The 21,368-nt window shown below is 49.0% G+C and carries 20 protein-coding genes and 1 pseudogene; 1 reads left to right on the top strand and 20 read right to left on the bottom strand.

Annotated features, from left to right (window positions below):
- Window positions 1-36 precede the first annotated feature (36 nt).
- From ACESZH_RS00415 to ACESZH_RS00465, 11 genes are all read right to left on the bottom strand, one after another.
- Window positions 37-1,161: a cell division protein FtsQ/DivIB gene (locus ACESZH_RS00415; protein ID WP_373216028.1), complete on the bottom strand. Its 1,125-nt coding sequence runs from the start codon at window positions 1,159-1,161 to the stop codon at window positions 37-39.
- The gene (gene murA / locus ACESZH_RS00420) at window positions 1,139-2,422 is read right to left on the bottom strand and encodes a UDP-N-acetylglucosamine 1-carboxyvinyltransferase (protein ID WP_373216029.1); all 1,284 of its coding nucleotides are present in this window, start codon (window positions 2,420-2,422) and stop codon (window positions 1,139-1,141) included. The genes ACESZH_RS00415 and murA overlap by 23 nt, the downstream gene beginning before the upstream one ends.
- 14 nt (window positions 2,423-2,436) lie before the next feature.
- Complete coding sequence (locus ACESZH_RS00425) at window positions 2,437-3,552, bottom strand: FtsW/RodA/SpoVE family cell cycle protein (protein WP_373216030.1); 1,116 nt, start codon at window positions 3,550-3,552, stop codon at window positions 2,437-2,439.
- Between the two features lie 64 nt (window positions 3,553-3,616).
- Entirely contained in the window at window positions 3,617-4,978 is a 1,362-nt protein-coding gene (gene murD, locus ACESZH_RS00430; RefSeq protein ID WP_373216032.1) for a UDP-N-acetylmuramoyl-L-alanine--D-glutamate ligase, read from the bottom strand.
- A 15-nt stretch (window positions 4,979-4,993) separates the two neighbouring features.
- The gene (gene mraY, locus ACESZH_RS00435; protein WP_373216034.1) at window positions 4,994-5,950 is read right to left on the bottom strand and encodes a phospho-N-acetylmuramoyl-pentapeptide-transferase; all 957 of its coding nucleotides are present in this window, start codon (window positions 5,948-5,950) and stop codon (window positions 4,994-4,996) included.
- Between the two features lie 99 nt (window positions 5,951-6,049).
- On the bottom strand, window positions 6,050-7,807 hold the full coding sequence (locus tag ACESZH_RS00440; protein WP_373216036.1) for a peptidoglycan D,D-transpeptidase FtsI family protein: 1,758 nt from the start codon (window positions 7,805-7,807) through the stop codon (window positions 6,050-6,052).
- 64 nt (window positions 7,808-7,871) lie between these two features.
- Complete coding sequence (locus ACESZH_RS00445; RefSeq protein ID WP_373216037.1) at window positions 7,872-10,097, bottom strand: peptidoglycan D,D-transpeptidase FtsI family protein; 2,226 nt, start codon at window positions 10,095-10,097, stop codon at window positions 7,872-7,874.
- A gap of 20 nt (window positions 10,098-10,117) precedes the next feature.
- On the bottom strand, window positions 10,118-10,684 hold the full coding sequence (locus tag ACESZH_RS00450) for a hypothetical protein (protein WP_373216039.1): 567 nt from the start codon (window positions 10,682-10,684) through the stop codon (window positions 10,118-10,120).
- 64 nt (window positions 10,685-10,748) lie between these two features.
- Window positions 10,749-11,690, bottom strand: coding sequence for a 16S rRNA (cytosine(1402)-N(4))-methyltransferase RsmH (gene rsmH, locus ACESZH_RS00455; RefSeq protein ID WP_373216041.1), 942 nt, complete (start codon window positions 11,688-11,690; stop codon window positions 10,749-10,751).
- Between the two features lie 36 nt (window positions 11,691-11,726).
- Window positions 11,727-12,158 carry a division/cell wall cluster transcriptional repressor MraZ gene (gene mraZ / locus ACESZH_RS00460; RefSeq protein ID WP_373216043.1) on the bottom strand — a complete coding sequence of 144 codons (432 nt, stop codon included), beginning with the start codon at window positions 12,156-12,158 and terminating at the stop codon, window positions 11,727-11,729.
- Between the two features lie 169 nt (window positions 12,159-12,327).
- The gene (locus tag ACESZH_RS00465) at window positions 12,328-12,498 is read right to left on the bottom strand and encodes a DUF6783 domain-containing protein (protein WP_373216133.1); all 171 of its coding nucleotides are present in this window, start codon (window positions 12,496-12,498) and stop codon (window positions 12,328-12,330) included.
- Here ACESZH_RS00465 and ACESZH_RS00470 point away from each other — a divergent pair.
- Window positions 12,418-12,600, top strand: a complete 183-nt coding sequence (locus tag ACESZH_RS00470) for a DUF6783 domain-containing protein (protein ID WP_373216135.1) — start codon at window positions 12,418-12,420, stop codon at window positions 12,598-12,600. The two genes, ACESZH_RS00465 and ACESZH_RS00470, sit on opposite strands and share 81 nt — an antisense overlap.
- A 157-nt stretch (window positions 12,601-12,757) precedes the next feature.
- Here ACESZH_RS00470 and ACESZH_RS00475 read toward each other — a convergent pair whose 3' ends face one another.
- From ACESZH_RS00475 to rlmN, 9 genes and pseudogenes are all read right to left on the bottom strand, one after another.
- Window positions 12,758-12,958 (bottom strand): aspartyl-phosphate phosphatase Spo0E family protein, encoded by a 201-nt coding sequence (locus ACESZH_RS00475; protein WP_373216045.1) that lies wholly within the window; start codon window positions 12,956-12,958, stop codon window positions 12,758-12,760.
- Between the two features lie 46 nt (window positions 12,959-13,004).
- Window positions 13,005-13,847, bottom strand: a pseudogene (lgt, locus tag ACESZH_RS00480) (prolipoprotein diacylglyceryl transferase); the annotation flags it as partial.
- 12 nt (window positions 13,848-13,859) lie between these two features.
- The gene (gene ychF, locus ACESZH_RS00485; protein ID WP_373216047.1) at window positions 13,860-14,957 is read right to left on the bottom strand and encodes a redox-regulated ATPase YchF; all 1,098 of its coding nucleotides are present in this window, start codon (window positions 14,955-14,957) and stop codon (window positions 13,860-13,862) included.
- A 142-nt stretch (window positions 14,958-15,099) separates the two neighbouring features.
- Window positions 15,100-15,783, bottom strand: a complete 684-nt coding sequence (locus ACESZH_RS00490) for a thiamine diphosphokinase (protein WP_373216049.1) — start codon at window positions 15,781-15,783, stop codon at window positions 15,100-15,102.
- Window positions 15,780-16,451, bottom strand: a complete 672-nt coding sequence (gene rpe / locus ACESZH_RS00495) for a ribulose-phosphate 3-epimerase (protein ID WP_373216051.1) — start codon at window positions 16,449-16,451, stop codon at window positions 15,780-15,782. Before rpe ends, ACESZH_RS00490 begins: the two co-directional genes overlap by 4 nt.
- A 2-nt stretch (window positions 16,452-16,453) precedes the next feature.
- A complete protein-coding gene (rsgA, locus tag ACESZH_RS00500) occupies window positions 16,454-17,332 on the bottom strand; it encodes a ribosome small subunit-dependent GTPase A (RefSeq protein WP_373216053.1) in 879 nt (292 codons plus the stop codon).
- Between the two features lie 3 nt (window positions 17,333-17,335).
- Entirely contained in the window at window positions 17,336-19,585 is a 2,250-nt protein-coding gene (gene pknB, locus ACESZH_RS00505; protein ID WP_373216054.1) for a Stk1 family PASTA domain-containing Ser/Thr kinase, read from the bottom strand.
- Window positions 19,579-20,325, bottom strand: a complete 747-nt coding sequence (locus tag ACESZH_RS00510) for a Stp1/IreP family PP2C-type Ser/Thr phosphatase (RefSeq protein WP_373216056.1) — start codon at window positions 20,323-20,325, stop codon at window positions 19,579-19,581. The genes pknB and ACESZH_RS00510 overlap by 7 nt, the downstream gene beginning before the upstream one ends.
- A 1-nt stretch (window position 20,326) precedes the next feature.
- Entirely contained in the window at window positions 20,327-21,367 is a 1,041-nt protein-coding gene (rlmN, locus tag ACESZH_RS00515; RefSeq protein WP_373216057.1) for a 23S rRNA (adenine(2503)-C(2))-methyltransferase RlmN, read from the bottom strand.
- Window position 21,368: the final 1 nt, after the last annotated feature.

Consider the following 21,368-nt stretch of genomic DNA (forward strand, 5'->3'; position numbering starts at 1 on the left):
TTAATCAACTACTAATTTTGTTTTTTTATACTTTTTTCACGAAAATTCGTCATCTTCGCTTCCATCGTCACTGGTTTCATTGGGATTCGGACCAACATAGTTTCCTTCCCTGTCAAGCTCCCCGTATCCGGTATAGCTTCCGTCCTCCATGTAACCGCCGTGCCAGTCCCCGTTTGCCGCAATGCTTTCCGCAGTGGGCTTTGGTCCTACATAATTCCAGTTTTCGTCGTACTCCCCTTCTCCGGTGTAGTCCCCCTCCTCGTCATAGCCTCCATGCCAGTTCGCAAGGGCATAGTCAAGCTCTGTCATCGGTTTCGGCCCTACATGCTTTCCATCCTCGTCGTACTCTCCGTCCCCGGTATAATCGCCGTTTTCGTCGTAGCCGCCGTTCCAGTTCTCCGCAGTCACCTCCTCCACCTCGCGCTCAAAGGTGATGGTCTTTACGCTGTCTGTCACATTCTCCAAATGAAGGATCCCTGTTTCCCCGGAAATCTTGGGAAGGATGGCAAGCGCCCGGTTCATCTTGTCCTCCAGATACTTGTCCTTTCCCAGCATCACGGTGATATTTCCGTAAACCAGGCTGATCTGGTAATTGCTGTCAAATTCAATGTGATCCGGCACCTTATCATTTTTCTGGAAGATCGTCGCCAGGGCTACCGCTGTGTTCAGAATGGTTGTCCCTTTTATGGGCAGCTTCTCGTTCATGATCACCTGATTCACCTCAATGCCGTCAAAATAGGGAATGCTCTCGTCCCTTGTCCTGGAGCTTTCGATAAAAACGCCGTTGCGGTCAAAATAAATATAACTGTCCAGATAGGGAATACAGCCAACCGCCTTTTTTTCCTTCACGCTGATGCAGATCGTATTGTGGTTGATCCTGGTAATGTGAATGCCCTCCACAAAGGGGACATCCTCCACCTCTTTGTGAGCATAGAGCAAAGCTGCCAGGATCGAATTATCCGAAAAGGGGCCCTGAAGCGCCAGCTCTTTGATCTCCTCATCCGAGTAGCGTGTGGAGCCCATCAGCTCCACAGAGGTAACGCGGAAATAAGCGAAAAAAAAGATAATTCCTGCCAGTATCACTGCTGCCAGGGCTCCCCATATCATTTTCTTTGTTTTTTTACTGATCAATAGCTTCTTACGGTAATTGGATGCTCTCATAAATTTCTGTTCCTTCAACTCCTGATATCCCCAAATCCTGGCAGATATGCTCGTATCCCCGCCGTATAAAGGAATATCCCTCCACACAGGTAGTTCCCTCTGCTGCCAGTGCCGCCAGTATCAAAGCCGCTCCTCCCCGAAGCTCCCGCGCATACACCCTACAGCCACGAAGGGGATATCCCCCTTCGATCAGGGCATCTCTGCCCTCGATCCGTATATGTGCTCCCATCCGCACAAGCTCCTCTGCCGCTTTATACCGATCCTCAAAAATCTGTTCCCGGATCCGGCTCTTTCCCGGAATCGTAGCCAGGACTGCCATAAGCGGCGACTGCAGATCCGTAGGAAATCCAGGATACACCTCTGTCTCCAAAAATGCAACCGGATTTTTGATCCCCGTCCCGTCGACTATTAGTTTACCACTCTTCCCTTGATATTGTCCACCCATTTTCCGATATACTTCCAGGAATGCGTCCAGCTCTCCCTCCGGATGGTTTTCCAGAACGATCTTTCCCCGGGTAATGGCAGCGGCGCAAATATAGGTCCCCGCTACAATGCGGTCCGGCGGAACCTGCATATTACCTGCGCCCAGGCTCTCTATGCCCGTAATGAGGATCCTGCTGGTCCCCTCTCCCCGGATCACGGCGCCCATGGATCTCAGATATACACAAAGCCATTTCACCTCCGGCTCGCAGGCACAGTTCAGAAGCTCCGTTTCTCCCCTGGCAAGTACGGCGGCCAGGATTCCCTGCTGAGTGGCGCCTACGCTTCTTTTTGGAAATGTGACCTCTGCACCCTGAAATCTTTTGCATGAGGCAGCAATGCCCTGAGGTCTTTCCTCAATCTCCGCCCCAAGGCTTCTCAAAACCATAAGATGAAGGTCTATAGGTCTTTTCCCAATGACGCATCCACCCGGATACCCCAGATATCCCCGTCCGCTCCTGGAAAGCATTGCTCCCAGCAAAACAACAGAGGAACGCATCTTTCCCGTAAACGCAGCGGGAATCTCTGTTTTGTCCGCATCCGTACAGTCCATATATAAATCATGTCCTTCCCACCAGGTCACAGCGCCCAGTCTTTGAAGGATTTCCTCCATACACAATACGTCGGCAATTCTTGGACAGCCCTTAAGCACACTGACTCCTCTGTGCAAAAGGGATGCTGCCATCATCGGCAGTGCCGCATTTTTCGAGCCCTGTATGGAAATTGTCCCTTCCAGGGGCTTTCCCCCGGCAATGCGAATGTGATCATTCAAGCCTTTCACTCCTAAAGGGCCTCTTACCTTCTATCATATGCAGGAGGAGGCTGATTGTGACTGCTGACGCTTAATGCCAGCCCCATTTCTCCCAGAAGAAATACCACTGAGGTGCCGCCGTAGCTGATAAAAGGAAGGGTAATACCTGTATTTGGGATCGTGTTTGTAACAACTGCGATATTTAAGATCACCTGGATCGCCATGTGCCCCATGATACCCGCACAAATGAGAGAACCCAGCAGATCCCGGCTATGGAGTGAGATCACACACAGCCGCCACAAAAGCAGTCCGAAGATTACGATGAGCGCGGACGCCCCCACAAGCCCCAGCTCCTCACAGATAATGGAAAAAATCATATCATTCTGGGCTTCCGGCACAAATCCCAGCTTTTGCAGGCTGCTTCCAAGCCCTCTGCCAAACAGTCCGCCGCTTCCGATGGCGTACAGTCCCTGAATGGTCTGGAAGCCCTTTTCATATTTTTCCGGATTTCTCCAGATGGCAAGACGTTCCAGACGGTAACTCTCCGCTGCCAGAAAGACAGCCACAAATCCCACTCCCGCTGCTCCAAGGCCAATAAACTGTGCATATTTGGGGTTGGATACAAAGATCAGGATCACACCGATTCCCAGGATGATGATCGCGGTGCTTAAGTTGTTGGAACCTACCAGACCAACAATTGGCAAAAGCGTCAGCATAGTTCTGCACATGAACCAAAAGCCTGCCGTGTTCCTCTCTGTCCTGTCAATCTGCCACGCCAGAAACAGTATTACCGCAACCTTCGCAAACTCCGACGGCTGGAAGGATAACGGTCCCAGGTTCAGCCACCGTTTGGAGCCGTTAATCTCCTGCCCAAACAGGAGTACCGCAGTCGATAATCCCATGGATAAAAGATAAGCAGCCGGGGCAAGTCTGGCAAAAAAACGGTAATCCATCCGGGATACCACATACATTGCCAAAAGTCCCAGCGCTGTGGCAAATAACTGTTTCTTAAAATAATAGGCAGAGTCGTGGAAACGCACTCTGCCATTATATTCACTGGTAGAAAACAGCATGACAAGACCGAACACCACCAGAAGCAAGACCAGTGCCAGCAATGTCATATCTGCTCTATATGTCTGTTTTTCTTTTTTCCGTGCCATGGACACTCTCCCGGATGCGGCCTTATTTAAACATATGAAGGCTCAGCCCGGATATATGACTGGATTATAGCTGCAGGCTTCTCACATATTCCTTGAACATGTCTCCCCGCTGTTCGTAATTATCAAACTGGCCCCAGCTTGCACACGCCGGAGAGAGGAGCACCGCATCGCCGGGAACTGCTTTTTCCGCGCATACCTGCACCGCCTCTTTTAGATCCTCGCACAGAATAATATCATGGAAGCCGTTTTTCTCCGCAGCCGCCTTGATCTTTTCCTTTGTCTGACCGATCAGCACCAGATAGCGCACCTTGCCGTCAAAGGACTGGATCCACTCATCATAGCTGGATTCCTTGTCATAGCCTCCGCCGATCAGCAGAGTTGGCCGGTTCATTGCCTGAATGCCTTTGATGGCGGCATCCGGGTTGGTTCCCTTGGAGTCATTGTAATATGCCACGCCGTTTTTCTCTGTCACATATTCGATCCTGTGCTCTACGGCAGTAAACTCACAGATGCTCTTACGGATGCTGTCCATCTCCACGCCCGCATAATACGCCATGGCAACCGCAGCCATTACATTTTCAAAATTGTGCTGGCCCAGAAGCTTCAGCTCACCTGTTCTTACCACAGGGATCTCTTCTTTTTCCGTTTTCAGCACGATCAGGTCACCGTCCAGATAAATGCCCTCTTCAAGCTTTCTCACGCTGGAGAAATATATTACCCTGGGAACGGCTGTCTTTCCGAATTCCCGCAGGACTTCATCCTCGTAATTCAGCACACATACATCATCCGGAGTCTGGTTTTCGGTGATCAGCTCTTTTACCCGGATGTATTCCTCCATGGTATGATGACGGTTCAGATGATCCTCTGTGATATTCAGGATCGCGCTGACCTTTGGAGCAAATTTTTCAATGGTCTCCAACTGAAAGCTGCTGATCTCCGCTACCGTTACGGTTTCCTCCGTCATCTCCAGCGCTCTGGAGGTATAGGGCGTTCCGATGTTTCCCACCACAAATACGGATGGACGGGCATCTCCCATGATCTTTCCCAGAAGAGCTGTTGTAGTGGTTTTGCCATTTGTTCCAGTAATGGCCAAAACCTGACCTTTACCGGTCTGATAGGCAAGCTCCACCTCTCCCCATACAGGCAGCCCCTGGTCGTAAAAGCTTTTTACCAATGGCAGATCTGTGGGGACTCCGGGGCTTAAGACTACCAGGTCCAGACTTTCCTGAACTTCTGCCGGAAGGCTGCCTGCATAGATCTCAAGCTGATAGTTTCCTGTAGTTTTATGTATCACAGCTTCCTTGTCCAGGTCGTCTTTTCCGTCATAAATGACCGGACAGGCACCTACGGCGCCAAGCAGGTCAGCCGCACCGATACCGCTTTTTCCCGCTCCGAAAACCAGGACTTTTTTTCCGCTTAATTCCATAATTCTTTATCCTCCTTACAGTGCCAGAAGACCGATGAGGCACATAATAGCAGTCACAATGGAAAAGACAGCGACCACCCGGGTCTCAGACCATCCGCAAAGCTCAAAATGATGGTGGATCGGAGCCATCTTAAAGATCCTTTTGCCGTGGGTGGCTTTAAAGTAGGATACCTGTATCATGACAGAAAGCACCTCCACCAGATAGATCAGACCCACGATCAGGATAAACAATGGCATCTGCATCACATATGCCACGCCCGCCACAAAGCCGCCAAGGGCAAGTGAGCCTGTATCTCCCATAAAGATCCTGGCAGGGTACACATTATACAGAAGAAATCCCATCAGACCGCCTACAACTGCGCAGGTGATCGGCTCAATGCCGGATTCCAGACCAATGGATACCACGGTAAAAAACACTGCCACGATCATGGTCACACTGGATGCCAGACCGTCCAGACCGTCCGTAAAGTTTACGCCATTCACAGTTCCGATCACTGCAAAAAACATAACCGGTATGGTGAGCACCCCAAGATTCAGATAATGTCCGCTCCAGAAGGGAATCCGCATGGTCAGGGAAATATCTGTGTAGCGCACAAGATAAAATGCAAAAATTCCGGTTACTACGATCTGAAGGAGAAATTTTTGCCACGCCAGAAGACCGTCAGAGCGGCGGAGCACCACCTTCAGATAATCGTCCAGGAAACCGATGATCCCAAATCCCAGTGTCAGAAACAGCACCGGGATGATCTTCGGATAATCCTTCACGTAAAACAGTGCCGTGATCACTGTGGAAATAAGAAAAATCACACCTCCCATAGTAGGAGTTCCTGCTTTTTTCAGATGAGACTGCACGCCTTCCACGCGCTCTGTCTGTCCCATCTTAAGCTTCCGCAGAAAGGGGATAATGATTGGGCCTAATACAGCGCTGATCGCAAAGGAGATCAGCACCGGGATCACAATATGAAATTCCATCCTCACACCTCTTTTAAATCTTTCGTTTTTGTTTATAAGCATCTTATAGTATAAGGCTTTTCCCCCTAATTATCAACCCTTGGGCGGAAATTTCGGTATCTACTCCTGCTCCTCATCCGGTTCCTCCTCCGCTGTTTTTTCAATCCCCAGATACGGAAGCACATTCTCAAAAATGCTGCGGATGACCGGGGCAGCTACAGTGCCGCCGTAGTAAATTCCCTGCGGATCATGGATAATGCAGACTCCCAGTATCTGCGGATCCTCAGCCGGGGCAAAGCCCAAAAAGGAGGAGATATAGCGGTTCGCGCTTCGAGGCAAAGTCTGGGAGGTAGCCGTCTTTCCTCCTATGGTGTAGCCGGGAATCTTCGCATTCCTGCCCGAGCCTTCGGACACCACCTTTTCCAGGATTCCCCTTACCAGCTCTGAGGTTTCTGCCGAAACGATTCCTTCCTCCACCGGATATTCCAGCTTTTTCCCATAGGTTCCATCCGGGCTTAATACGGAAACGCCAAAATGAGGGGTGATCCTGTTGCCCCCGTTGATGAGAGAGCTGACTGTGGTGGCAAGCTGAATGGGTGTGATCTGAAAGGACTGACCAAAGGAGACCGTTGCAAGCTCCACATTACCCATGCTTTCTTTTTTGTGCATGATAGTTCCTGCCTCACCGGGCAGATCCACGCCCGTTTTTTTCAGAAGGCCAAACTGCTGGAAATACTTGTAGTAATTGTCCACTCCCAGACGCAGCCCCACCTCGATAAATACAGGATTGCAGGAGTTTTCCGCGCCCTGTACAAAATCCTGGGAGCCGTGACCCCTGCGGTTGGCACAGTGGATCCGTCTGTCATCCACCAGCTTATACCCCGGACAGTAAAAGCTGTCATTCAGGGAAACCACACCCTCCTCAAGTCCTGCTGACATGGTGATGATCTTAAAGGTGGAACCCGGCTCATAGGTATCATTCAGACAGGGATTTCTCCACATCTGATTTAAAAGATCCTGCTTTTCCAGCTGGCTCAGTCCCGATGTGTCCACATCCGTATTCAGCTCAAAGGGATTGTTCAGATCAAACTCCGGCACATTGACACAGGCATAAATCTCTCCGTTCTGAGGATTCATCAGAAGGATGGATACCCGGTCCGCCTGCTTTTCCTCCATGACTTTTAACGCCGCCTGCTGTGCAAACTCCTGGATATTGGCATCCAGACTGATCTGCAGATTGTCTCCCGCCACAGGGTCTATGCGGCTCTCTCCGATCTCATCGATCTCCACACCCCGTGCATCGGTGGTAGTAAGGATTTTTCCCGGCGTTCCCTTTAGGATTTCCTCGTATTTTACTTCCAGTCCGATGATGCCCTGATTATCCCCTCCTGTAAAGCCTAAGACCTTGGATGCCAGAGAACCGTAGGGATAATACCGTTTGTAATCCTCATCCACCTTTACCCCGGAAAGGCCGTAATTCCGGATGGTATCTCCCACTGTTTTTTCCACATTGGTCTTGATTCTCTCAATAGAGGAAACCTTCTCCACCCGTTTTCGTACCGTCTCCTCATCCATGGAAAGCTCCTTTGCCAGAACGGAGATCACCTTTTCCGGCTCCTTGATCTGACTGTGGATCACGGAAATGGTGCAGACGGTCTTATTGTCTGCCAAAACCTTGCCTGTGGCATCCAGAATCTCTCCACGGGCGGCTTTGATATCTCTTTCCCTCTCATGCAGATCCTGCGCCTTTTCATAATAATAGTCGGAACGGAAACCCATGAGATAAACAAGCCGTCCGATCAGCCCAACCATCATTGCCCCGCACAGAAGAAAGACCAGCCAGACCTTTTTCCTGTGGAATGTCATGTTTTTTTTCATAAAAAATCCCCCGCAGGGACGTGTCATACTAATATATGACGCGTCTGCGCGGGGGTATTCATGGCTATTCCAGTCCGGCCTCCTCGTTTGTAAGTCCTTCGCTTTCCATGTCATTTCCCTGAATGGGGTCTGAATCGTCCTCCAGAGGGCCGGGAACACTGGTGTCGGAAACTGCTTCGGGAAGTCCTCCTGCTGCGCTTCCTATGCCATCCAGATTATCGGATTTGATATATTCACCGTTCTCGTTAAGCTGATAGCTTCCGTCTGAATTTAAAAGGTAACCGTTTTCATCAACACGGTTTCCGTCCCAGTCAACAAGATTTCCGTCTGCATTGATCAGATTTCCGTTTTCATCCAGAACCGTATCTCCGGAGTTATCCAAAAATCCGTCAAGCTCTTCCCACGTATCTGTCTCCGGCACGTAACCATCGCTGGCCTCATCGGGAGCCACATTGAGATACGGCAAAAGCTCGGACAGGATTCCCTGTGCAATATACTGTGCAAAGGTACTGGTTGCCTGGTCCTCTGCGTTTGGCTCATCCACTACTACATAGATCACCACTGCCGGATCATCTACCGGAGCAAATCCGATAAAGGATACCAGATATTTTTTATTTCCTCGGGGGAACTTTTCCGCCGTACCTGTCTTACCGCCTGAGCTGTAGCCCTGTACCTTTGAGGTCTGGCTGGTACCCTGCTCCACACTCGCCTGCATGTAGCTGCGGATATCCGCAGAAATATTGGAGGAAATGGTCTGCTTCAGCAGGGTGGGGGTGATGTTTTTAATCACCGCGCCGTTGGAATCCTTGATCTGGGACACCACATGGGGCTGATAATAATAACCGCCGTTTATAACAGAACACAGAGCATTGATCTCCTGGATCATGGTGCAGGTAAAGCCCTGACCGAAAGCGGAACAAGCCAGCTCTGTCTCTCCCATAGTGTCTGTGGTATGAATGATACCTGTTCCCTCATTGGGCAGGTCGATTCCTGTTCTGCTTCCAAAGTTAAACACGCTCTGGCATTTGATAAACTGCTCGCTTCCCATTGCCGATGCGATCTGCATCATACCGTCGTTGCAGGAGTTTGCAATTACCTCAGCCAGCGTTTCCGTACCGTGGGCATCCGGGTAAGCCGCACACTTGATCATAGTAATATTGCCCGGCACACCAAAATTCTGGAAGCCGTCGCAAAGGAAGGTATCTGTGGAAGAAATGCTTCCTTTTTCCAGGGCGGATGCCATGACAATAGGCTTTACTACGGATCCAGGCTCATAGGCATCCGTAATGCAGTAATTGCTCCACATGGCATTCAGCGCTTCCACTGTCTGCTCATCATTCATTGCTTTGATTTCTTCTTCCGAATGGACCATGGACATGTCTCTGGGATTGTTCAGATCATAGCGGTCGCCGCCGTCCATTGCCAGGATTTCTCCCGTGGAGGGGTCTTCTACAATAACGCCCACATTTTTTGCGCCCATCCTGGCATTAAAAGCATTGACCCATTTTTCCACGATCTGCTGGGCGCCGATGTCAAGGGTAGTCACAAGGCTGTTGCCGTTTGTAGCCGCTACAATGGTCTGCTCTACATCCGCATTGCTGTTGAAATATCCGTACTGTCTTCCGTCCACGCCTGTAAGAGTGCTGTTATAGTAGCCCTCCAGCCCGATATCCGCAACATCTCTGGAAAGAGTAAAGCCTATGGTATCACAGGCAGTCTCGTTGAAGGGATAGCTTCTCAGATAATCCTCCTCAAACCATACACCCTTTACATTATTCTTTTCTTTGATCTGCTCTGTTGTCAGATTGTCATCCTCAGAAACCGTAACATAGTCCTCAAAAGCCTTTTTGTCATCCATGGAAATCTGTTTTTTCAGGATCTGGTACTGACTGTTTTTTGTTTCTTCTGCCGTAAGCCTGGTACGGATATCCCCTTCGTCCAGCCCCAGAACAGTTGTCAGGGCGCGAACCGTCGGATCCATATAATTCTCGTTTGTATTGACCGTTTTGCAGTCCAGGATTACATTGTATACCTTATTGCTGGTGGCAAGCAGGTTTCCGTTCCGGTCATAAATACCGCCGCGCTTTGCCGGCATCACCCGGCTCTCGTACTTTTGCTGTGCCTGGCTCAATACCTGTTTTTTGTACTTATCTCCACTGGTAGCGTTGATATACGTGATTCTTGCCGTCAAACCGACTAAAGCTAGTAATACGGCGCCAAACAGCATTACTAGCTTTTTCTTCATGGAATAATTGATTTTTCTCTCAGGTTTTCTTTTATTTTTTTTCATGGTAGTGCCCAATTAATCACCTACTTTGAATCAGGAACATCCTGGTACTGTCTGATATAGCTTCCTCCCTCTGTGGTATATGTCATCGTCTGATCATCGGACGGATATCTCATCCCCAGCCTGCCGATGGCAATCTTTTTAATCCTGGTCAGATCCACATTGGAAGTAACCTGGCTCTCATATGCGTCATTGTCCTCCCGAAGCTCCGATAACCTGGATTCCAGGGATGCAACTTCTCTCATCTTACTTGTATACTGGGACTTGAGCTGCAGGTAATTAATGCAACAGAACAAAACAGCCACAGACACCACAGCAATAAACGCGACAAAACCGCGGTTCATACTCATGGCTTTTGCTCTGTTTTTCTGTGCTTCCCTGCTTAATGCCCGGCTGCCCTTTTTGACAACCTGCTGTCCGGCTCTCTGAGGCTTTGCCTGTTTTCTGACAGGTGCTTCCTCAGTATAATACCGTCTCTCCGGTACCTCCTGAAGCCTTCTTGCAGTATTTCCTTCGATATATACTCCTCTGGAGTTTCTGGCGCTGCCTCTGTTTCTTCTCGCTGTTGCAGGTCTGTTTGTGTTCGCCATGTTTTACCCCTTCTGATATTCTATAGGAAACGTCATAATCTTTTTATAATATTTCCTATAAAGCCTACTCCTTCAAACTTCTCTCAAAAATCCTCAGCTTTGCGCTTTTGGAACGCGGATTTTCCTCCATCTCCTCATCACTGGGAAGGATTGGCTTCCTGGTGATGACTCTCCCCATAGATTTCTTTCCGCATACACATACCGGAAAATCGGCTGGACAGGTGCAGGGATTTTCATTTTTTCGAAAAATCGTCTTTACGATCCGGTCCTCCAATGAATGGAAGGTAATGATGCAAAGCCTGCCTCCGTCATTTAAAATATCGATCATCCCATCAAGGGAATCCCGAAGCACATCAAGTTCCCGGTTCAGTTCGATCCTGATGGCCTGAAACGTCCGTTTCGCCGGATGTCCGCCTGTAGCCTGTATTTTCATGGGAATCGCCCCACGAATGATCTCTGTCAGCTCTCCTGTAGTGGTGATGGGCGACTTCTGCCGCGCCGCTACAATGTGCTTGGCAATGTTTTTTGCAAATTTATCCTCTCCGTAATCACGGATGATACGGTATAATTCTTTTTCCTCGTAACCATTTACAATGTCGCTGGCTGTCTGGCTCTGCCTCTGGTCCATCCGCATATCCAGCGGTGCATCCACCCGGTAGGTAAAGCCGCGCTCCTCATTGTCCAATTGGTACGATGACACTCCCAGATCCAGAAGGATTCCATCAACCTTATGGATTCCGCGGGCGGCAAGTTCATTCACCATGTAACAATAATTGCTGCGAATGATTGTCGCCTGCTCAAAGGCGGCCAGCCGTTCACTCGCAGCAATTATTGCATCTTGGTCTTGATCTATGCCAATAAATCTCCCCTTGGCAGAAAGTTTCCTGCATACCTCAAGGGCATGTCCCGCGCCTCCCAGAGTGCCATCCACGTAGATTCCATCCGGCTTTACCCTTAAGCCGTCAATGGTTTCTTCCAGTAATACAGATTTGTGTTTGAATTCCATTTCCGTCTCCTGTTGGATCTTACCTGGCTATCCGTATTAAATGACGATTCCCATTTTCTCCATGCCTTCTGCAATGCTGTCCATATCGTCATAATTACAATTTTCGCTCCACTTCTCTTTGCTCCAGACTTCAACCCGGTTTAAGTTACCGGTGAGGACCACATCCTTATCCAGACCAGCGAATTCACGTAACGTCTGCGGTACGAGAATTCTCCCCTGCTTGTCCAGCTCGCATGTGGTAGCGCCTGCTACAAAGAATCGTGAGAAGGCTCTTGCGTCTTTATTCGTAAGTGGTAATGCTCTGAGTTTCTCTTCAAAGGCTTCCCATTCATCCATCGGGTAAATGAAAAGACAACCATCAAGTCCCTTTGTCAGAACGAACTCTTCCCCTAAGGGTTCCCTGAACTTGGAAGGGATAATCAGACGCCCCTTCGCGTCGATCGTATGATTGTACTCACCCATGAACATGTAACTCACCTACTCTCAGGAAATACGAGTCTCCCCCTCGTATTTCAGGGTGTCAATGGTTTTCTCTGCCACTTCGCCTCCATTTGCCACCACTATTCTCCACTTTCTACCACTTATGTGCTTATTCTAAACCATTTGGAGGGAAAATACAAGGGGGAAATGAGTTTTTTTAAAAACTGGGAAAATATGCGAGGGGGCAATCTCGGAGAGCGAAGGCCGAATGCCCCCGGGAGTGTGTTTGAAAATTGCTTTCTGCAAGATGTGCTTCACAATTTGTGGGAGATTTGCTCCAAATGAGGGAAGCGTAGCGGGCTACGCTGACCGAGTGCGGGGCAAATATACCGCAAAGTGGGAAGTGCAGATTGCAGGAATGAATTTTCAAACACACTCCTGGCTCCCCCTGTTGGCCCGCCTGTCACACGGCGGATTGGTACCTGCATAAGAGTAATGACGCACAGAGAGGGTTTTGGGGACGGTGCGTTGGTGGGGTGTCGCTGTTTTGAGGGTGGAAATGGATAAAATAGATGGAATTAAAGGATGCAGGTGGATAGGGATTTGGGGATAAAAATTGGCTGCTTTCTTTGGGAAAGCAGCCGGTTTTATGGTAGGTTTTGGTATTTGTTTATGAGATTGTCAAGCTTTTGGCTCAGTTTCAGGGTTTGGGGGTGGGAGAGGGGATCCCGGGTTGTGATCTGGGTGTTCAGTTTGATTTGGAGTTTTTTGATTTTCCGTAGTAGTTTCTGTTTCTGGTTTTGGCTCATCGTCTTCGGATTGGATGGCGGCTCTTTCTTCTGCTTCATAGACCAGTTCTCTCCTGCGTTTTCTCAGGGCTGCCCTTTTTTTGGCCATGGAGCGTTTCACGATTACTACGATTCCGCAGATTATGAACAGGACTGCTGAGATTGCCTGGGAGATTCCGATGGAGGTCCCGGGGATCAGGAGTTTGTCGGTACGGAGCCATTCCAGGAAGAAACGGCCCAGGCCGTAGCCGCACAGGTAGCGCAGGAAAATCTCACCGTGGAAACGTTTTTTCCGCTTCCATACGAGAAGCAGGAGAAACAATAACAGGCACCAGAGGCTTTCATATAGAAACAATGGGTGTACCTGAATATAGGAAACGCCTCCTATGGTGATCAGGTTTTCACGCATGGCTGAGGTCACTTCCCCGGAACGGACTGCGGACAGCGGAAGCTGCATAGCAAGGACATTGTTTGTGTACTCACCGAAGGATTCTCTGTTAAAGAGATTCCCCCACCTTCCTATTATCTGTCCGATGAGGATTCCCATACTGGCAGTATCTGCCATCTGCATAAAGGACAGCTTGCGGATCCGGCAGTAAAGCGCGGCTCCCAGGATGCCTCCCAGGAGTGCTCCGTAGAAAGCCATTCCACCGCTTCTGATATTAAAAATCTGCATTACATTTCCTTTGTACAGATTCCAGGAAAAAGCCACATAAAACAGACGTGCTCCTGCCACACCGGTTATTAAGGAAAGGATCATCATGCTCAGATAGGCATCCTGATCCTCATTGCACCTTTTTGCTTCCAGCACGATAAAAGCAAGTCCAAGGATCATTCCCAGTGCGATCAAAATTCCGTAAAAGCTTATCCGAAACCCAAACAGATTTACGGATGTTCCCACATATCCCAGGTTTAAGCCCAGATTGGGAAAACGAATCGACATATCCATAAAACACCTATATTATACGTTGAACCGGAACAGAATCACATCGCCGTCCTGTACAACGTATTCTTTACCTTCCATTCTGACCAGGCCCTTTTCTCTGGCTCCTGCGTAGGAACCGCAGTCAAGAAGATCCTGATAATTGACAACTTCTGCTTTAATAAATCCACGCTCAAAATCAGAGTGGATTTTTCCTGCTGCCTGGGGAGCTTTTGTCCCGATCTTGATGGTCCAGGCTCTCGTCTCATCCTCGCCTGATGTCAAAAAGCTCATCAGACCAAGGAGATTGTAGCTTGCTTTTACCAGCTTTTCCAGACCTGACTCTGTAAGGCCAAGATCCTCCAGGAACATTTTTTTCTCATCCTCATCCAACTCTGAGATTTCCTCCTCGATCTGAGCACAGATCACGAAAATCTCGCTGTTCTGCTCTGCAGCGTATTTTCTCACTGCTTCTACATAGCTGTTGGAGGCTCCATCATCTGCCAGGTCATCTTCAGCAACATTTGCTGCATAGATCACCGGCTTTGCTGTGAGAAGATTGTAGGTGGACATCCAGCCTTCCTCGTCCTCGTTTTCCAGCTCCATGGTGATTGCCATTTTACCTTCCTCCAGATGCTGTTTTACCTTCTGGAGGAAATCCAGCTCTTTTGCAGCTTCTTTGTCCATGCGGGCTGTCTTTGTCACCTTTGCGATTCTTCTCTCCATGATCTCCAGATCAGAGAAGATCAATTCCAGATTAATGGTCTCAATGTCACGCAGCGGGTCAATGCTTCCGTCCACATGAATGACATTGGAGTCTTCAAAGCAGCGGACTACATGAACGATCGCATCCACCTCACGGATATTGGCAAGGAACTGGTTGCCAAGCCCCTCTCCCTTGGATGCCCCCTTTACAAGTCCTGCTATATCTACAAACTCGATCACTGCCGGAGTTACCTTTTTAGAATGATAAAACTCTCCCAGAAGGCCCAGCCTTTCATCCGGCACTGTAACCACACCCACATTGGGGTCAATGGTACAAAATGGATAATTGGCAGATTCTGCGCCTGCCTTTGTCAGTGAATTAAACAGTGTACTCTTACCTACATTAGGTAAACCTACGATTCCAAGCTTCATAGCAAATCCCTTTCCTTTATCTTTACAATTTTCTGTCAGTATTCAATAACTGTTCGCAGCTGCTCAGCCATGACACACTTGTTCAGGCTGCGCCGTTTTCTACATATTACCATAACCATCCAGCCCAGTCAAACTTCCGGTTTTAATCCCGGGACATGATCATCAGAAGTGTCCCCTCTGAATAGGTCAGATGCGCCTTCTCTGCTGAAATCTCATTGCTTACTGTCAGGCCGCTGTCGGAAACTGTCAGGCAGTGTCTGTATAGAGGGTATTTAAATCCTTCCAGAGTCAGCCCCTCCACATCGCCCCCAACCGGAAAAAAGGAGACATACTTTCCAAGCTGCTCATCCCGATTCAGGACGGTTCCGCTTTCCACCAAAGACATATAATTATTTTTGTCTGCCATGGCAATATGAACGCCTTTTTGCCTGCCCAGCACGAGAAGCCCCAGGTTCGCCATCAGATGATCCACCCTGTTCCCGGTAACGCCCAGGAGCAGGATATCTTTTGCCCCCTGTTCCATAGCAAGGTTTACGGCTGACTGTGTATCGGAATCATCCTTCTCTGGTCTCAGACGCACAATCTCTGTGTTCTCCAGGTCATCCAGATATCTGGCGCCCTCCGGTGACAGGCTGTCAAAATCTCCCACTACAACGTCAGGTTTGATGCCTGTCTGCATAAAAAATTCCAGGCCCCTGTCCGCCGCGATCAGTCGGAGTGTTTTCCCTTCTCTTTCTTTATTTATCTCTCTCAAAAAATCGAGGGCAAAACCAATCTGGATATTGCCCCCGCTTATAACCACAGTATCAATCATGCTATTTCTCATTCAATGGTATCTCCGATATCCTCGATCCTTTTTCTGATATGACGCACATTCTTTGCAATATCTCCGCTGAAAACCCAGGAGCCTGCCACAAATAGATTCGCCCCTGCCTTCATGACCGTTTCAAGCGTTTCATCGTTTATTCCGCCGTCTACCTGAATGTCCACATCCAGGTTTTCTCTGTCGATCAGTTCTCTCAGCTTCTGAATCTTTTCTGTGCAGTCCTCAATATATTTCTGTCCTCCGAAGCCCGGCTGAACGGTCATGACGAGAACAAAATCAACATCCTCCAGCATATGGCTGATATCGTTTACCGGTGTAGCGGGCTTGATGGACACACCTGCCTTCACGCCAGCATCCCGGATCAGCTCAATAGTCCGCTCCAGATCCTCACATGCCTCCGCATGTACGGTAATGGAATCCGCACCGCAGTCTACAAAGTCCTGAATGTATCTTCCCGGTTCGCTTACCATGAGATGTACGTCAAAAAAAAGCTCAGACTCCTTACGGATGGATTTGATCACCGGCATTCCAAAGGAAATGCTGGGAACGAAATCCCCATCCATCACATCAATATGGAGCCATTTAATTCCTTCTTTTTCCAAAATTTCTATCTGTTCGCCCAAACGGTTAAAATCTGCCGATAAAATAGAAGGGCACAACTGATACATAGTTAGTATCTCCTTTTCTCTTTTAATTCCTGATATAATTCCAGATAATCCTCGTAACGCAGGCTGCTGATCTCCTGTCTGGACAATGCTTCTTTTACCCCGCAGTCCGGCTCATGAATGTGCCGGCAGCCCTGAAAGCGGCAGTAATCCTCGTACTTTCTGAACTCCGGGAAATAGCCTTTCAGTTCCTCTTCCTCCATATCGAAAAGGTAAAGGGAAGAAAAGCCCGGCGTATCAACCAAAAAGGTATCTTTTTCCACAGGAATCACCTGGGAATGGCGGGTCGTATGGCGACCGCGCTTTAATTTCCGGCTGATCTCGCCTGTTTCCATTTTAATCTCACCCTGCATACAATTGGTAATAGAGGACTTTCCCACTCCGGATGGTCCGGCCACCACGGTGGTTTTTCCCCGCAGGATTTCCCGTATTTCCTCCAGCCCTTCCCCTTTCAGGGTGCTGGAAAGCACTACCCGGTAGCCGCAGCCCTCATAAATACGGGCCAGCTTTTCACTCTCCTGCTCTGATGCCAGATCCTTTTTGTTAAAACAAACCACAACAGGGATCTCCTGCTGCTCCATCATAACAAGGAAACGGTCCAGAAGCAGAAAATTGGGCTTTGGGTCTTCCATTGCAAAAATAACAAACGCCTGGTCCACATTTGCCACTGCCGGGCGTATCAGGGAATTTTTCCGGGGAAGGATGGCAGTTACACTGCCCTCCTTCTCCTTTTCATCCAGTACGGCAATCTCCACATCGTCTCCCACCAGAGGCTTGAAATTATCCTTCCTGAAAATCCCCTTTGCCTTACATTCATAGGTTTCTCCATTCTCCGCATAGATATAGTAGAAACCTGCAATTCCTTTTATGATCTTTCCCCGCATGCACTACTCAGCTTTCTCGAAAGTGATGGGGTAATGTCCAAGCTCCTGGTAGTTTCCATCTACCAGCTCAGACAGATACAGAGTTCCCTCGCTGATTCCCGGTGCTCCGGTAATATCAAGCTGATATGGGAAGGTAAGCTGCTGTCCGTCCACCACAACTGATGCGGTTGGCTGACCGTTTACATCCTGTACCAGCTCCAGGCGGACAAGGCCGCCGTTATATCCGGTCGGTGTATTCAGTCGCTGGGTACATTTCCATACCTCGCCTGCTGCCACGGCTGCTGCATTATTGCTGGATCCGGTCTGTGTCGTATCCGAAGCTGTATCGGTCACAGCTCCCGGCTGCTGATTTCCGGTGCTTACCGTAATGGTTACAGGCTCATCCGGATTTGCATAGGAGTCACCCTCCGGGCTCTGGGAAATAACCTCACCCGCTGCAACCTCTGTGCTCATCTGCTCGCTTACGTTGATCTCTATAAACTTGCCCAGAGTAGTAATTGCCTGATCCTTACCCATGCCCACTACATTCGGCACTTCCACATTTTCACCATAGAAATCTCTTCCCCTGCTCACATACAGAGTAACTGTGCTTCCCGATTTTACCGTGCTTCCGGAGGATGGCTCCGTATAATAAGCATAGCCTGGCTCGCATACCGGATAGTCGATTTCTTCGTCAATCTCACTGTAGACCTTCTGAACCTGTACACTAAGCCCCGCGCTCTCCAAAGCCGCCTGAGCCTCGATTCCGGTCTGTCCATCCACACTTGGAATCGTGACATCTACAGTTCCCTTGCTCACATAATATTCAATGGTCGTGTTTGCCTCAACCTGAGTACCGCTTACAGGATTCTGAGAAGAAATCCTTCCCTGCTCCTGGCTGGAGGCCTCCTCGCCCATATAGCGCATACCGATGTTGGAAGATGCCAATGCTTCTTTTGCCTCATCCTCCGTTTTTCCTACAAGGTCAGGAACGGTTACAAGACCATTGTCCTCCGGCGCCTGTGTCACCTGGGCAGTCTGCTGATCCTGCGGGGTTTCGTCTCCTCCGCCGATCAGTCCGGAAGCTCGTCCGATCACCACGATCAAAACAACCAGAAGAGCTGCACCGGCGATCAAAGCGATGATGGTCAATGCGATTCCGCCGCTTCTTCTCTTCTTTTTACGCTGACGTTCTTTTCTGGCGCGCTCTCTTTCTCTCTCACGCTCTCTTTCGCGTTCCCGCTCTCTGCGGCTGCTGCGCGGCTCCTCATCCTCATCGGAATCGTAGTCGTCATAGTCCGTCTCGTTCAGCTCCTCCTCCAGAGCCGCAATATCATTTTTTATACTTTGTTTGGATTGCTTGGGAGTATGCTTGATCTCTCCAAGCTCCTTGTCCGAAATCACCACTGTCTTTGCATCATTGTCAACAGATGTCAGCTTCACAAAATCGCCCTGGGGATCAATGAGAGAGTGCTTCAGATCAGCGATCACTTCCTCCATCCTGCCATAACGGCGGTCAACACTCTTCTGCGTGCATTTGAAAATAATCTGCTCCAAACTATAAGGAAGATCCGGTGCATAAATGCTGGGCGGAACCATCTCCTCCTGAAGATGCTTGATCGCAATGGCAACTGTAGTGTCTCCTTCAAAGGGAACTCTGCCTGCTACCATCTCATAAAGGGTAATACCCAGTGAATAGATGTCGCTCTTTTCATCACTGTAGCCGCCGCGCACCTGCTCCGGTGAGCTGTAATGCACAGAGCCCATTACATTGGAGCTTATGGTATTTGAAGATGCTGCTCTGGCAATACCAAAATCTGTTACCTTTACCTTTCCATCTGTGGAAATGATAATGTTCTGCGGTTTTACATCGCGGTGTACAATCCCGTGGCTGTGTGCCGCTTCCAGTCCCATGGATACCTGAATGGCAATACTTGTGGCTTCTTTCACAGAAAGCTTGCCTTTTTTGGATATATATTCCTTCAGGGTAATGCCTTCGATCAGCTCCATAACGATATAGTAGACGCCCTCATCATCACCAACGTCGAATACGTTGACAATATTGGGATGTGTCAGACCTGCCGCTGCCTGCGCCTCGCTTCTGAACTTTTTGACAAAGGTTGCGTCCTCTCTGAATTCCGACTTCAGGACCTTAACCGCAACAAAACGGTTCAGTTTATGGTCCATTGCCTTATATACGTCCGCCATTCCGCCGGTACCGATTTTTCCTACAATTTCATAGCGCTCCGCTATAATCATACCTGTTTTTAACATGTTTCCACCTCATTCGTGAATGGTTCTACCAATATTATTGCAATGTTATCTTTTCCGCCGTTTCGGTTAGCTTCCTGAACAAGAGTCGTACCCTTCCACAGGATATCCTCGTCAGGATTAAGAATGATTTCTTCGATCTTTTTGTCCTCAACCATGTTGCTTAGCCCATCCGAGCACATTAATACTGTGCTTCCCGGCTCCAGTTTCATATCAAAGAAATCAACGTCTACTGTTTTTTCCGCTCCCAGCGCTCTGGTAATGATATTTTTGTCAGGATGGTTTCTCGCTTCCTCAGCATCGATCTCCCCAAGCCTGACCATCTCCTGCACCAATGAGTGGTCTTTTGTCACCTGCTGGATCTGCTTCTGAATCACATAAAGCCGGCTGTCGCCCACATTCGCTACATATGCGTAATGTCCCACTATGGTGGCAACCACCATGGTGGTTCCCATACCGCGAAGCTTTTCATCTTTTTGTGCCTGGTCTATAATTTCCGTGTTGGCAGTCTCAATGGCATGACGGATCACTTTGATGGGATTATAATCCGCATCCTTTCTGATTTCGTCCACCAGAATCTGGACTGCATGGGATGAGGCATAATCACCTGCGTTATGTCCTCCCATTCCGTCCGCCACAGCAAAAAGATTAGGAAGATTTCCAACTGGCTCCCGGGAAACGAACACATAATCCTGGTTCATTTTCCGCTTCTGCCCTACATCCGTAGCCGAATATATCCTCATTTTACTTCTCGCTTTCTGTTTTTTCCAAGTAACTTTTTCTCAACTGTCCACAGGCACCGTCAATATCGCTGCCCATTTCTCTTCTAATAGTAACATTAATTCCACATTTTTCAAGTTTTATTTTAAAATTCTCCACCGCCTGGCGGGTAGAACGCACGTAGGAACGCTCTTTGATGGGGTTTACCGGTATGAGATTTACATGGCAGTTCAGCCCTCCAATGCGCTTTGCAAGCTCCTGTGCATCCTTATCCCCATCATTTACGCCTGCCACAAGACTGTACTCAAATGTGATCCTGCGGCCCGTCTTTTCAAAATAATTCCTGCACGCCTCCAAAACCTCATCCATGGAATACCGCTCTGCAATAGGCATCAATTCCCGCCGTTTTTCATCGTTGGGCGCATGTAAGGAAAGCGCCAGAGTCATCTGCAGCTTTTCCTCTGCCAACTCATACATTTTCGGTACAAGGCCGCAGGTGGAAACCGTCAGGTTTCTCTGGCTGATGTTCAAGCCTCCCTCGCCCGTCAAAATATGGATAAACCGCAACAGATTAGCGTAATTGTCAAGAGGCTCACCCGTTCCCATTACCACTACATTGGACACCCGTTCCCCGGTCACAGCCTGGATCCGATAAATCTGATCCAGCATCTCGGAGGGCAAAAGGTTTCTTGTCCATCCTCCAATGGTCGAGGCACAAAAACGGCAGCCCATCTTGCAACCTACCTGCGAGGAAATACAGACGGAATTCCCATGCTTGTAGCGCATCAGTACACTTTCGATCACATTCCCGTCATGAAGCCGGAACAGATATTTCCTTGTGCCGTCCACCTGGGATATCTGCTCATCCACCATTTCCAGTGCCGTGACAGGATAATCCTTCAGCTTTTCCTTCAGCCCTTTGGGAATGTTCGCCATTTCATCGTAGGAAGTTACCAAATGCTCATGCAGCCAACTGTAGATCTGCTTCGCGCGGAAAGGCTTTTCCCCGATCTCCGTCATGAGGTCTTTTAGCTCCTCTATCGTCATCGACTTTATGTCTGTCATA

Origin of the sequence: Ruminococcus sp. 5_1_39BFAA, assembly GCF_964240875.1 — a bacterium.
In the GTDB taxonomy this organism is placed as follows: Bacteria; Bacillota; Clostridia; order Lachnospirales; family Lachnospiraceae; genus Blautia_A.